The organism is Anoxybacillus eryuanensis (genome assembly GCF_051200995.1).
GTDB classification, from domain to species: Bacteria; Bacillota; Bacilli; order Bacillales; family Anoxybacillaceae; genus Anoxybacillus; species Anoxybacillus tengchongensis.
On the sequence record NZ_JBPODS010000022.1, the window covers coordinates 1 to 13,224 of the forward strand.

General features: G+C 39.5%; 14 protein-coding genes, 1 tRNA gene, 1 rRNA gene, 1 other RNA gene and 1 other annotated feature. Of the genes, 3 read left to right on the top strand and 14 right to left on the bottom strand.

Going from position 1 to position 13,224, the window contains the following annotated elements:
• From HNQ84_RS13870 to tadA, 8 genes are all read right to left on the bottom strand, one after another.
• Positions 1–99: ribosomal RNA gene (locus tag HNQ84_RS13870) — 16S ribosomal RNA — on the bottom strand; the annotation flags it as partial.
• A 182-nt stretch (positions 100–281) separates the two neighbouring features.
• Positions 282–548 carry a pro-sigmaK processing inhibitor BofA family protein gene (locus HNQ84_RS13875; RefSeq protein ID WP_183244678.1) on the bottom strand — a complete coding sequence of 89 codons (267 nt, stop codon included), beginning with the start codon at positions 546–548 and terminating at the stop codon, positions 282–284.
• 86 nt (positions 549–634) lie between these two features.
• Positions 635–856, bottom strand: a complete 222-nt coding sequence (locus HNQ84_RS13880; RefSeq protein ID WP_435622434.1) for a YaaL family protein — start codon at positions 854–856, stop codon at positions 635–637.
• A complete protein-coding gene (recR, locus tag HNQ84_RS13885; RefSeq protein WP_055442061.1) occupies positions 856–1,452 on the bottom strand; it encodes a recombination mediator RecR in 597 nt (198 codons plus the stop codon). Before recR ends, HNQ84_RS13880 begins: the two co-directional genes overlap by 1 nt.
• 9 nt (positions 1,453–1,461) lie before the next feature.
• Entirely contained in the window at positions 1,462–1,785 is a 324-nt protein-coding gene (locus HNQ84_RS13890; RefSeq protein WP_021095866.1) for a YbaB/EbfC family nucleoid-associated protein, read from the bottom strand.
• A gap of 16 nt (positions 1,786–1,801) precedes the next feature.
• Positions 1,802–3,481 (bottom strand): DNA polymerase III subunit gamma/tau, encoded by a 1,680-nt coding sequence (gene dnaX / locus HNQ84_RS13895; protein ID WP_435622435.1) that lies wholly within the window; start codon positions 3,479–3,481, stop codon positions 1,802–1,804.
• 108 nt (positions 3,482–3,589) lie between these two features.
• Positions 3,590–3,854: signal recognition particle sRNA large type (gene ffs, locus HNQ84_RS13900), an RNA gene on the bottom strand.
• A gap of 73 nt (positions 3,855–3,927) precedes the next feature.
• Positions 3,928–4,416 (bottom strand): tRNA adenosine(34) deaminase TadA, encoded by a 489-nt coding sequence (gene tadA / locus HNQ84_RS13905; protein ID WP_183244687.1) that lies wholly within the window; start codon positions 4,414–4,416, stop codon positions 3,928–3,930.
• Between the two features lie 135 nt (positions 4,417–4,551).
• Here tadA and HNQ84_RS13910 point away from each other — a divergent pair, with 135 nt between their 5' ends.
• Together HNQ84_RS13910 and HNQ84_RS13915 are read left to right on the top strand one after the other, a co-directional pair.
• On the top strand, positions 4,552–5,190 hold the full coding sequence (locus HNQ84_RS13910) for a deoxynucleoside kinase (RefSeq protein ID WP_435622436.1): 639 nt from the start codon (positions 4,552–4,554) through the stop codon (positions 5,188–5,190).
• Positions 5,187–5,855: a deoxynucleoside kinase gene (locus tag HNQ84_RS13915; RefSeq protein ID WP_183244689.1), complete on the top strand. Its 669-nt coding sequence runs from the start codon at positions 5,187–5,189 to the stop codon at positions 5,853–5,855. The genes HNQ84_RS13910 and HNQ84_RS13915 overlap by 4 nt, the downstream gene beginning before the upstream one ends.
• 120 nt (positions 5,856–5,975) lie before the next feature.
• Here HNQ84_RS13915 and HNQ84_RS13920 read toward each other — a convergent pair.
• The 6 genes from HNQ84_RS13920 to guaB form a co-directional block, all read right to left on the bottom strand.
• Positions 5,976–6,068, bottom strand: a tRNA-Ser gene (locus HNQ84_RS13920).
• Between the two features lie 78 nt (positions 6,069–6,146).
• Entirely contained in the window at positions 6,147–7,421 is a 1,275-nt protein-coding gene (gene serS / locus HNQ84_RS13925; RefSeq protein WP_435622437.1) for a serine--tRNA ligase, read from the bottom strand.
• A gap of 49 nt (positions 7,422–7,470) precedes the next feature.
• Positions 7,471–7,685: a binding site (T-box leader), on the bottom strand.
• Positions 7,686–7,741: 56 nt separating this feature from the next.
• A complete protein-coding gene (gene pdxT, locus HNQ84_RS13930) occupies positions 7,742–8,320 on the bottom strand; it encodes a pyridoxal 5'-phosphate synthase glutaminase subunit PdxT (protein WP_183244693.1) in 579 nt (192 codons plus the stop codon).
• 18 nt (positions 8,321–8,338) lie between these two features.
• Positions 8,339–9,223, bottom strand: coding sequence for a pyridoxal 5'-phosphate synthase lyase subunit PdxS (gene pdxS / locus HNQ84_RS13935; RefSeq protein WP_032101665.1), 885 nt, complete (start codon positions 9,221–9,223; stop codon positions 8,339–8,341).
• A gap of 212 nt (positions 9,224–9,435) precedes the next feature.
• A complete protein-coding gene (locus tag HNQ84_RS13940; RefSeq protein WP_055442063.1) occupies positions 9,436–10,722 on the bottom strand; it encodes a D-alanyl-D-alanine carboxypeptidase family protein in 1,287 nt (428 codons plus the stop codon).
• A 141-nt stretch (positions 10,723–10,863) separates the two neighbouring features.
• On the bottom strand, positions 10,864–12,330 hold the full coding sequence (gene guaB, locus HNQ84_RS13945; RefSeq protein WP_099669032.1) for an IMP dehydrogenase: 1,467 nt from the start codon (positions 12,328–12,330) through the stop codon (positions 10,864–10,866).
• Between the two features lie 116 nt (positions 12,331–12,446).
• Between guaB and HNQ84_RS13950 the strand changes: the two genes are divergently transcribed.
• The gene (locus HNQ84_RS13950; protein ID WP_183244699.1) at positions 12,447–13,145 is read left to right on the top strand and encodes a YaaC family protein; all 699 of its coding nucleotides are present in this window, start codon (positions 12,447–12,449) and stop codon (positions 13,143–13,145) included.
• Positions 13,146–13,224 lie beyond the last annotated feature (79 nt).

Consider the following 13,224-nt stretch of genomic DNA (forward strand, 5'->3'; position numbering starts at 1 on the left):
TAACCAAATAGAAGCAAGCTTCTATTTGGTCCGCTCGACTTGCATGTATTAGGCACGCCGCCAGCGTTCGTCCTGAGCCAGGATCAAACTCTCCATAGAAAGTTTATATCTCTAGCTTTTACGCTGCTGTTTTGTTCAGTTTTCAAAGAACAACAAAGACATGAATAATAGTACCATAAAAAACAATTACTTGTCAACATCTTTTTTTATTAACAACGACATTTATTAATATATCATGAATGTACATATTCGTCAACAAAAAAATAAACGGATATGTCCGTTTATGAAATGACATATTGTTGAATAAAAATAAGGGCTACAACACCAGGGATGCCTAGAAAACCCGTCACAGTTACTGTGAACAAATTAATTGGCAAATGAATACCTGATACATCACCAACAATATTAATTAAAAAAATAAATAAAGCTCCAATCACAAAACGAGCAATTCCTTCACCAATAAATCGGGTCAATCGTATCGGAATACCGATAAGCAAAATAATAACAATAAGACTCACGATCGACACAATGACGACTGTTTCATTCATCCTTTCCTCTCCTCCCGTCTGTTTTATTTTTAAATATATGTTCGCCTCTTTTCTATATGACAAGCCCACGTAAAAAGGGAAGGGGATCATCCCTTCCCAATTGTTACTTTGCGCTTTTTTGCTTCTCGAAGGAGAAATAAATATTTTGCTTCAGCGATTTTTAAATCAAATATAACTTTTTCAGACGGCTCAACACTTTTTTCTATTAATTGCTTTTTTCCCATCCACTCATCCCGATAATGTTGCAACCGTTCAATGAGTTGGTCATTAAATTGTTTGCGTAGCCACCCTTTTCGTTTCCAAAACACTACAATTCCCTTCTTCCTTCAAGAGCTTTCGATAGCGTCACTTCATCCGCGTATTCTAAATCACCACCAACCGGCAATCCATGAGCAATGCGCGTAATTTTAACACCTGTTGGCTTCAACAACCGTGAAATATACATGGCTGTTGCTTCACCTTCAATATTTGGATTCGTTGCTAAAATGACTTCTTGAACCGTTTCATCTTGAAGACGTCTAAGCAATTCAGCAATTTTAATATCCTCTGGACCGATTCCTTCCATAGGAGAAATCGCTCCATGTAACACATGGTACAACCCATTATATTCCTTCATTTTTTCCATAGCGATAACGTCTTTCGGATCTTGAACAACGCAAATAATCGAACGATCTCGTTTGTCGTCTTCACAAATATAACAAGGGTCTTTATCGGTAATATGACCACATGATGAACAATATGTTAAATTTCTTTTCGCATTTACAAGCGCTTTTGCGAAATCCAGTACTATGTCTTCTTTCATGTTTAGCACAAAAAACGCCAGACGGACGGCCGTTTTCGGACCGATGCCTGGCAATTTCATAAAACTGTCGATTAACTTCGATATTGGCTCTGGATAATACATACGAACCCCCTAGAATAACCCTGGTATGTTCAATCCTTTTGTAAACTGCCCCATTGTTTCTGCTGTTAATTCATCTACCTTTTTTAACGCATCATTTGTTGCAGCAAGCACTAAATCTTGCAACATGTCGATATCTTCTGGATCGACAACTTCCTCTTTAATTTTCACTTCTAAAATTTGCTTGTGACCGTTAGCAATAACCGTCACCATTCCGCCTCCTGCTGTACCTTCAACTGTTTTTTCCGCTAATTCTGCTTGCGCTTTCTCCATATCTTTTTGCATTTTTTGCATTTGTTTCATCATTTTTTGCATATTTCCCATTCCACGCATCATGTTCATCATTCCTCCATTACTCTTTAATTTCGATTAAATTTTCACCAAACCATTTTTTCGCTTCCAAAATAAATGGGTCTTCCTGCTCGTGTTGTTCATCCTCATTTGTTTGTTGACGAATGAACTGCTCACGAATTTGAAACCATTCATTTTCAGGAACAGGGATCGTATCGAGTTTTTTCCCTGTTAGCTCGAATAACACTTGCTCTAAATTATCTTTGACATAGTTGCTATTATCAGCAACCATCTTACAATGAATTTCATATTTAAATTTTAACACAAAAGCTGTGCTACTTGCTGCTACAGGCTCACTTTCTTGTAATAATGCTGCATGCGAAACTTTATTTTGCTTTTTCAACAGCTCGAGCACATGTCCCCAATTCCCTTTAACAAGGGACAAATGTTGATGCGTTGCTTGACGAAGTACTTCATGAATGCGCCCTACTGGTATTTTATAGTCTGTACGAATACTTTTTCCTGTTTTTTTCACCGATTCACTTGTTTCTGGAGCAGAGGGCTTCACACCAGTTTCCTTTAGTTTCGCTAATTCTTCTTCAAGTTGTTTCAACTTCTCCTCTAACACCGGAGAAATCGAAGTTTTAGTCACGCGCTCCTCTTCGTAACAAAGTTTCACAATTGCCACTTCCATATGAACGCGCGGGTGATTCGTTAGACGCATATCATGTTGACTTTTACTTAACAAATCGATTGCTTCATATATAAACGATGTTGGAACTATGTCAGAAAGCTCTCGAAAGCGCTCATCAACAAGCACACGATGTGTCACATCCTCAAGCTGCGGCGCTGCTTTATATAAAAGCATATCTCGATAATAGTAAATTAAATCTTCGACAAGACGATTCGGGTCTTTCCCTTGCTCCATTAAATTTTGAAAAAGACGTAACGCTTCAACCGTCTTTTTTTCGTACATCGCGCCAATTAAATCAGCAATCTTTCGCTGCGAAACCGCACCTGTAACTGCTAACACATCTTCAAGCAAAACCCGATCATCACTAAAAGAAATGGCTTGATCAAGCAAACTTAAAGCGTCACGCATTCCGCCATCGGCAGCACGCGCAATCGCAAATAATGCTTCTTCCTCTACATCTATCCCTTCTTCTGCAACAACCGTTTTCAAGCGCGAAACGATAGACTTCAGCTCGATGCGCCGAAAATCAAAACGCTGACATCGAGAAACGATCGTTAACGGAATTTTATGTGGCTCTGTTGTCGCTAAAATGAAAATGACATGTTTCGGTGGTTCTTCTAATGTCTTTAATAACGCATTAAACGCCCCAATGGATAACATATGCACTTCATCAATAATATACACTTTATACGGTGCTGAGGTTGGAGCAAATTTCACCTTATCGCGAATATCGCGAATTTCATCTACCCCGTTATTTGATGCTGCGTCAATCTCTAACACATCCGAAATCGAACCGTTCATAATGCCTAAGCAAGTCGGACATTCGTTGCATGGCTCTGCTGTTGGACGATGCTCGCAGTTTATCGCTTTAGCAAAAATTTTAGCTATACTTGTTTTCCCTGTCCCACGTGGACCTGAAAATAAATATGCATGTGAAATCTTTTGTTGAAGCAGGGCATTTTGCAACGTTTTTGTGACGTGTTCTTGACCGACAACATCTTTAAAGCTCTGTGGTCGAAAAACACGATATAAAGCTTTATAACTCACGAAACTGCCCTCCTCTTTGCTCGTATCTTATTCATTATATCATTAAAAAACACATGAAAAAAGCACTTGCCGTCTAAGCAAGTGCTTGTATCCTACCTATGTAAATTGCCGTGCACCTTCCGTCGACTAGCTGCCATAAACGTTACTAGAGTAGTTAGCTCAGTTCAGGCACCCCTGCGGCACATGGGATTGTCCGCTTACTGCTGCTTCCTTCCGGACCTGACAGGGTTCACGGATTCCCATTGCGCAGGACCCAAACGTCAACACCACTTACTCTAGGCAGACTCTACAGCAAACTAGCCTAAAGAAGGAATTCAGCCTCGCTAGAGCGGATTGCGAGTACAGGGCACCGCTACCTCCCCGCTTAGCACGGCAATGCGTTATCTCTAACGCAAGTATAAGTATATCTCTTTTTTGTATAAATTGCAATGTCTACACAATGGAATTTAATTGGAATAAAAACTATTTTTTTCTTCTTTTTTTCGTTGACGCAATCGTCGAAAAAACTCGCTTAGCATATGGCCACATTGTTCAGCTAATACCCCACTAACAACTTCTGCTTGATGATTAAATCGCTTCTCTTGCAATAAATTCATTAATGTTCCAGCACACCCTCCTTTTGGGTCACTAGCTCCAAACACAACTCGTTTTATGCGAGAAAGAACAATGGCCCCAGCACACATCGCACAAGGTTCTAACGTCACATACAACGTTGCTTGTTCTAGTCGCCACGTCCCTAGTTTTTTACATGCTTCATCAATAGCTAAAAGCTCTGCATGAGCAATCGAGCGTTGATCCCGTTCGCGCAAATTATGAGCTCGCGCAATGATTTGATCGTTATATACAATAACAGCACCGATAGGCACTTCTCCTATTTCTTCTGCCTTCTTTGCTTCTTCAATCGCTAAATGCATGTAGTACTCATCATTTTTCATCTTTTGAAACTCCCGTACCTTTTTATCATCTATAGAGTATATCAAAACAAAAAAGCAACATACAGACTAATCATTTTATGTTAAAATAAATTTTGTCTGTCTACACAGACGGTTTCACCTAAAGGAGGTTACACAATGTCCCGCGTGCCCTTTATTACTGTTGAAGGTCCAATCGGTGTTGGAAAAACATCGTTAGCTAAGGTCATTTCAGACTATTTTCAATATGAATTGTTAAAAGAAATCGTTGATGAAAATCCTTTTTTAGGTAAATTTTATGAAAACATCGAAGAATGGAGTTTCCAAACGGAGATGTTTTTTCTATGTAATCGCTATAAACAGCTAGAAGATGTCGAGAAAAAGTTTTTAAACAATGGGAAACCGGTTGTAGCTGACTATCATATTTTCAAAAACTTAATATTCGCTAAGCAAACGTTAAAAGGAAAGCAATACGAAAAGTATGTACGAATTTATGACATTTTAACAAACGACATGCCAAAACCAAATGTCGTCATTTATTTACACGCTTCATTACACACGTTGTTAGAGCGTATCGCTATGCGTGGTCGCGAATTCGAAAAAAACATTGACCCGAACTATTTACAACAACTGTCTCATGCTTATGAACAAGCAATGGAACAATTTGAACAAGCCCATCCCCATATTCCTGTATTGCGATTTAACGGGGACGAACTCGACTTCGTTCGTCGTGATCAAGATCGATTTTATATTTTAAATGAACTACAATCTGTTCTTAAAAGGAGCTTAGAACAATGAACTTACGAGAAAAATATCATATTCCAAGCGATGCTGTCATTACCATTGCTGGAACGGTCGGTGTAGGGAAGTCGACGATGACAAAAGCATTAGCTGATGCACTTCAATTTCGCACTTCTTTTGAAAAAGTAGACACAAACCCGTATTTAGATAAATTTTATGCCGATTTTAAACGTTGGAGTTTTCATCTTCAAATTTATTTTCTTGCAGAACGGTTTAAAGAACAAAAACGTATTTTCGAATACGGAGGAGGATTTGTTCAAGATCGTTCCATTTATGAAGATACAGGCATTTTTGCAAAAATGCATTTTGAAAAAGGAACAATGTCGAAAGTCGACTATGAAACGTATACAAGTTTATTCGAAGCGATGGTTATGACACCATATTTTCCTCATCCTGATTTACTTATTTATTTAGAAGGAAGTTTTGAGGAAATTATTAAACGTATTCGTGAACGCGGTCGCCCAATGGAACAGCAGACACCAATTGAATATTGGAAAGAAATGTATGAAAGGTATGAAAGATGGATTAATAGCTTCAACGCTTGTCCTGTTTTGCGTATTAACATTAATGAGTATGATATTATTGGTGATGCTCAATCAATCGAACCGATTGTCGCAAAAATTGGGTATATGATCGAACAATATCGTAAGTTAAAAAAATAAGGATGCCTAGTTTGGGCATCCTTATTTTTACATAAAACAAAAATTCGTTACATATCGTAACGAATTATTTCAATAAACAATCTCCATTTTATGCGCTGTGGTTTGTAAACATCCAAATGATGGCGGAGGAGGAGGGATTCGAACCCCCGCGCGCCTTTCGACGCCTCTCGGTTTTCAAGACCGACCCCTTCAGCCAGACTTGGGTACTCCTCCGTATCGACATGTACTAATTTATCATAATCATCATCGCATGTCAATATTTTTTATATAAAAAAGGGGAGCAAGTCCCCCCTATGAAATCACCTCTTTGCCTCCCATGTATGGTCGAAGTACTTCTGGAATAACGACCGTTCCATCTTCTTGTTGATAATTCTCCAAAATCGCTGCCACTGTTCGTCCAATCGCTAAGCCAGACCCATTTAACGTATGCACATGTTCTGGTTTCGCTTTCGGATCACGGCGGAAACGAATGTTTGCACGACGAGCTTGAAACGCTTCAAAATTGCTGCAAGAAGAAATTTCTCGGTATGTGCCATAGCTTGGTAACCATACTTCAATGTCATATTTTTTCGCAGCAGTAAAACCTAAATCAGCTGTACACATGCTCATCACACGATACGGCAAACCTAGTAGTTGTAAAATACGTTCTGCATCATTTGTTAGTTTTTCGAGTTCTTCATAAGAATCTTCTGGCTTGACAAATTTGACAAGTTCTACTTTATTGAACTGATGTTGACGAATTAATCCACGTGTATCTCTTCCTGCTGAACCAGCTTCTGAACGGAAACATGCACTATAAGCGGCATATTTAATCGGTAAATCATCTGCTGATAAAATTTCATCACGATGTAAGTTTGTTACAGGGACTTCTGCTGTTGGAATTAAAAAGTAATCTTCGCTCTCAATACGAAACGCATCTTCCTCAAACTTCGGAAGCTGTCCCGTTCCCGTCATGCTCGCTCGATTGACGATGTACGGTGGTAAAACTTCTTCATATCCGTGTTGTTCCACATGTACATCTAACATAAAGTTAATTAATGCACGTTCTAAGCGCGCCCCAAGTCCTTTATAAAATACAAATCGACTTCCTGTTACTTTCGCTGCACGTTCAAAGTCTAAAATACCAAGTTGATCAGCAACTTCCCAGTGCGGCTTCGGTTCGAAAGGAAAAGAACGCGGTTCACCCCATTTACGAATTTCTACATTATCATCTTCTGATTCACCAATTGGAACAGATTCATGCGGAACATTTGGAATCGATAAAAGTAACGTTTCAAGCTGTTGTTCCACTTCACGTAATTCATCGTCAAGTACTTTAATACGATCACCAACTTGGCGCATTTCAACAATGAGATGATCTGCATCTTTTTTTTCGCGCTTTAATAAAGCAATTTGTTGCGACACATCGTTTCGCTTATTTTTTAATTCTTCCGCTTGTGCAATTAGTTCTCGACGACGACGATCGAGCTGCTCGAATCGTTCAAAATCTGCTAAATCCTCACCACGATGTTGAAGCTTTTGTTTTACTTCTTCAAAATTGTTACGTAAAAATTTTAAGTCTAACATCATCATTCCTCCTTTTTGATTTATGAAATAAAAAACTCTCGTCCCGAAAGAAAGGGACGAGAGTGCTCCCGCGTTGCCACCCTAGTTGAAGACGTACGTCTCCCACTCGAGAGATATAACGGTTCTCACCGGAAATGCCTACTGACTAACGCGTTCAGCATTTCGCTCCAGGATGGATTCACAAGTCATTCCTGCCGATTCGCACCGACCACCGGCTCTCTGAAAGGAAGAGGGCTTGCTACTAGTTCCTGTCATCGCTTTTTCTTCATATCATTTTCTTGGAAATAATGTACTATAAGTTTAAACAAAATGCAACTCGTTTATTCTTTTGTCTCTTTCACCATGTTGATAAAGTATTGCGTCATACGATTGTCATCTGTTAATTCTGGGTGAAACGAACATCCTAAAAACTGTCCTTGTCTTGCCGCGACAATGCGACCCTCATACGTCGCGAGCACGTCAACATCGCCCCCTACAGATACAATGTGCGGAGCGCGAATAAATACACCAATAAAATCGTCGGCAACACCTTTAATTGCTAAAGATGCTTCAAAACTTTCACGTTGACGACCAAACGAGTTGCGCTCAACCGTAATATCCATTAAACCAAGGTGTGGCTCATCATAACCAACAATTTTTTTAGCTAAAATGATTAAGCCAGCACACGTTCCAAACATCGGCTTCCCTTCGCTTGCAAATTGCTTCAGTGGTTCAATAAATCCATATTTATCCATCAAGCGACGCATGGTCGTGCTTTCCCCGCCTGGAATGATGAGGCCGTCAATATGTGCAAGTTGTTCTACTTTTTTAACAACAACAGCTTCTACACCACACGCTTCAATTGAACGTACATGTTCACGTACAGCCCCTTGTAACCCTAGTACTCCTATTCTCACCATATTCATTGCTCCTTTACATTACCATCCGCGTTCTTGCATTCGTTGTTCAGGAAGCAACGAAGAAATATCAATCCCTCTCATCGCTCCACCTAATCCTTTCGATAAGTGAGCAATTAATTCGTAATCTTCATAATGAGTTGTAGCCTCTACGATAGCACGTGCATATTTTTCAGGGTTTTCTGATTTGAAAATACCTGAACCGACAAATACACCATCAGCACCTAAATACATCATCAACGCTGCATCGGCTGGTGTCGCGACACCACCAGCTGCGAAGTTAACGACAGGAAGACGACCAAGACGTTTAATCTCTAATAGTACCTCAAACGGAGCACCTAAGTTTTTCGCCTCTGTCATTAATTCGTCTTCGCTCATGCTGACGACTTTGCGCACTTGCGCGTTTACTTTACGCATATGGCGAACTGCTTCGACAATATTCCCTGTACCCGGTTCACCTTTCGTACGAAGCATGGAGGCACCTTCAGCAATACGACGAGCTGCTTCACCTAAATCACGACAACCGCATACAAACGGCACAGTAAATTGACGTTTATCGATATGAAACTCTTCGTCTGCTGGCGTTAACACTTCACTCTCATCAATATAGTCTACGCCGAGCGCCTCTAATACACGCGCTTCCACATAGTGACCGATACGCGCTTTCGCCATCACTGGAATAGATACTGCCTTCATCACTTCTTCAATTACAGTTGGATCAGCCATGCGAGCAACGCCACCAGCTGCACGAATATCAGCTGGAACGCGCTCAAGAGCCATCACAGCGACTGCACCTGCTGCTTCTGCAATTTTTGCTTGTTCTGCGTTCACAACGTCCATAATGACGCCACCTTTTTGCATTTCCGCCATCCCGCGTTTTACACGTTCTGTACCTGTAACCGCCACCGTTCATTCCTCCCATTATGTATATCGTTATTGTGATATTGTACTGAAAAATAAGTTTCACGACAACTATTCATCACTTCAGTACACTATCCATATTCTAGCATACGTTTTTACTAGGTAAAAGTGTAGAAACACTAGCTACATTTTTTTATTTTAACTCAATTTTTTAAAAAATCACAATAAAAATTTTAAAGCTCTCTAAAAAGAGAGCTTTAAAACAACCCTTTGATTGCGTTTGAAGCACCGTGCCAAATGTCGCTAAACAGTTCGCCAATGGCGCGCATCGCTAAAACAAAGCCATTTGCTTTCTCTACAGCTTGTTTTGTTACGACGTCAACTTGTGCTGCCTTTTCCCCTTCTTTCGTTAAATATCCGTAGTCTGTTCCTTCATATTTCACATACATATACCCGACTTTTTGACCTTTTTTCACAGGAGCTGTTAACGTTTCTTTTTCAATGACAACAACAGGCTTATATTTTTTTTCTTCCCCGCGCTTGATGACAAGCGACAATGGTTGTTTTGTTGCAATCGCAACTTCTTTTTCTTTTCCTTTTTTTACAGTTATCGTTTTATATTTTTTCGTCGTATAGCCTTTTGGATATAATTGTTGTACAGTATAGTTGCTAAACGCATAGTCTAACATTTTTCTCGTCTGTTCAAAACGTGATAAATGCGTACCTTTGCCGTTCGTTTTGGCATTCATGACAACGGTGATAAAACGCATGCCATTTCGCTCTGCTGTACCTGTAAAGCAATACCCCGCAAACTCTGTATATCCCGTTTTAATACCATCTACACCTTCATATGCTGCGACAAGTCCTGGGAGCATCCAGTTCCAGTTATCCATTTTAATTTGGTCATCTGTTCCTTCTCGGAAATACTTTCGAGGAATGCTTGCCGTTTCTAAAATTTCCGGGAACTCGTGATATAAATGATATGCTAATGTTGCCACAGCACGAGCAGACATCACGTTTTCGTCGTTATCTCCACTCCCTGCTGGGTGCAGTCCTCCTAAATCTTTGTTATTTAGTCCAGTTGCATTCACAAACTTATAATCTTTTAATCCTAACTCTTTAGCTTTTTCATTCATCATCTTCACGAAATTCGTTTCCGAACCACCAACAATTTCTGCAATTGCAACCGTCGCTCCGTTGGCTGAGTAGATAGCCATCGCCTCATACAGTTCACGTACTGTATATTTTCCGTCTTTTCTCAACGGAACGTTCGATAAGTCTCGCTTTTGCGAAATTTGATATACATACTCACTTACTGTGTATTCTTGATCCCATTTGACGCGTCCTTCATGAATCGCTTCTAGCAACAAGTATTCCGTCATCATTTTTGTCATACTAGCAATTCCTAAAACCGCATCAATATTTTTTTGATATAAAATTTTTCCCGTTTCCGCTTCAACAAGAATAGCAGCATCGGCTTCAATATTGAGCACGTCTTCTTCGGCTTTTGTATTTTGCGGTAACGTCACCAGAAACAAGAACATTGCTACAATGGAAATGATGAAGCTCTTGTACCATGTTTTCACGCTCAAACCCTCCAACTCTGTTTTACATAACCGTTATTTTAACATACTCTTGTAAAAAAAAATAGACAGAGGAATCTTCCACCTCCGCCTATTTGTTTACTAGATGAGCGAGTAGTTCGGAGCTTCTTTCGTAATTTGAACATCATGTGGATGGCTTTCTCTTAATCCTGCTCCCGTCATGCGCACAAATTGAGTTTTTTCTCGCAATTCTTCTAAGTTTTTCGTTCCGCAATAGCCCATTCCTGCACGCAATCCACCAACAAGTTGATAAATCGTATCAGCAAGCGGCCCTTTATAAGGTACGCGTCCTTCAATGCCTTCTGGAACAAATTTTTTATTATCTTCTTGGAAATAACGATCTTTACTTCCTTTTTCCATTGCTCCAACTGATCCCATGCCACGATATACTTTAAATCGTCTACCTTGATAAATTTCCGTTTCCCCTGGGCTTTCAGATACGCCCGCAAGGAGACTGCCAAGCATAACCGCATGTCCTCCAGCTGCTAAAGCTTTTACAATGTCACCAGAATATTTAATTCCTCCATCAGCAATGATCGAAACACCATATTTTCTCGCTTCTGTTGCACAGTCATAAATGGCCGTAATTTGAGGAACGCCGACACCTGCGACAACTCGTGTCGTACAAATGGATCCTGGACCGATACCAACTTTAATGATATTTGCTCCTGCTTCAATTAAATCTCTTGTCGCCTCCGCTGTCGCGACATTTCCCGCAATAATGTTCAATGTTGGATAAGTGTCGCGAATTTTCCGTACCGTTTCAAGCACTCCTTTTGAGTGACCATGAGCTGTATCAACTACAATGACGTCAACATTTGCTTCCACAAGCTTTTTCACGCGCAACATCGTATCTGATGTAACCCCAACAGCTGCTCCAACAAGAAGACGTCCTTTGTCGTCTTTTGCTGCGTTTGGAAATTCGATAACTTTTTCAATATCTTTAATAGTAATAAGTCCTTTTAACACACCTTGATCGTCAACGAGAGGGAGTTTTTCAATTTTATACTTTTGCAAAATTTTTTCAGCTTCTGCTAATGTCGTTCCCACAGGGGCTGTAATCAAGTTTTCTTTTGTCATCACATCAGAAATTTTCATTGAGTAATCTTGAATGAAGCGTAAATCGCGATTCGTAATAATTCCAACAAGTTTTTGTTCTTCAGCGTTATTCACGATCGGAACACCTGAAATCCGATATTTACTCATTAAATGTTCTGCATCATATACTTGATGTTCAGGGGTCAAAAAGAATGGATCGGTAATTACCCCGCTTTCTGACCGTTTTACTTTATCGACTTGTTCCGCCTGTTGTTCAATTGACATGTTTTTATGAATAATTCCTAATCCTCCTTGGCGTGCCATTGCGATCGCCATTTCCGCTTCGGTTACCGTATCCATTCCTGCACTAATAATCGGGATGTTCAATTTTAACGTTTTACTTAGTTCAACTGTTAAATCGACATCACGAGGTAACACTTCTGACTTTGCTGGAATCAAGAGGACGTCATCAAACGTCAATCCTTCTTTCGCAAATTTTGTTTCCCACATTGTTTTTCCCCCTCACTTTGGAAATATTAATTAGTAGAGTATCAACTTCGCTTTTTTCTGTCAAGAAAACATAAAAATGTTAGATAATTCGATCAATTAAATAAGGAGAGCGTACGATGTGGGAAGTATTTTATTCATCAAATTTTGTACATCAATTTTTACTTGAACGCTATAAACAAGAAGGGAGAGAAGATGCAGAAAAGAAAAGCTATGATAATTGTTATCCATTTATGTACTACTTACAACATGGAAAAAAATTTTATGACACAGCTCGCCAAGCACCATTAGCGATTAAACCTGTTTTGTTATTTTATGGGAATGTCCAGCTTCTTAAAGCATGTTTATTAACGATTCATGCTGACTATCCTGAATCCTCAACTGTTTTGGCACATGGAGTATCGACGAGGAAAAGAAAAAAACAAAACTATGATTTTTTTAAAGATGAGGTAAAAATTCAAAAACACGGTTTGTTTACTTATTTTTCTGAAAAAATGTTTCATGTGAAACATGCATATGGTGAAAAATTTTGTATGAAACAGTTGTTAGAGCAAATAGAGGAACTAACCCCTTTATTTGATCTATATTTTAAACAAACAAATGGACAAAACAAGCGTATTCATAAAATCATTGCCCACTATTTATTACTATACAATTTAAGTATGATTTGTCGTTATGAAACGGAATGGTGGTACGATCTTCTTCACAGTTATTCCAATGACGCATATCCTTTTATCGTGCAGTTTTTGGACGTAACTGAACGAAAAGTACCAAAATACTTACATGATTATTTGTTATACAAAAAAGACCAAGACTAAACCGTCTTGGTCTTTTTGTTTGCCCGGCAACGTCCTACTCTCGCAGGCGGTGTCCCGCCAACTACCATCGGCGCTGGAG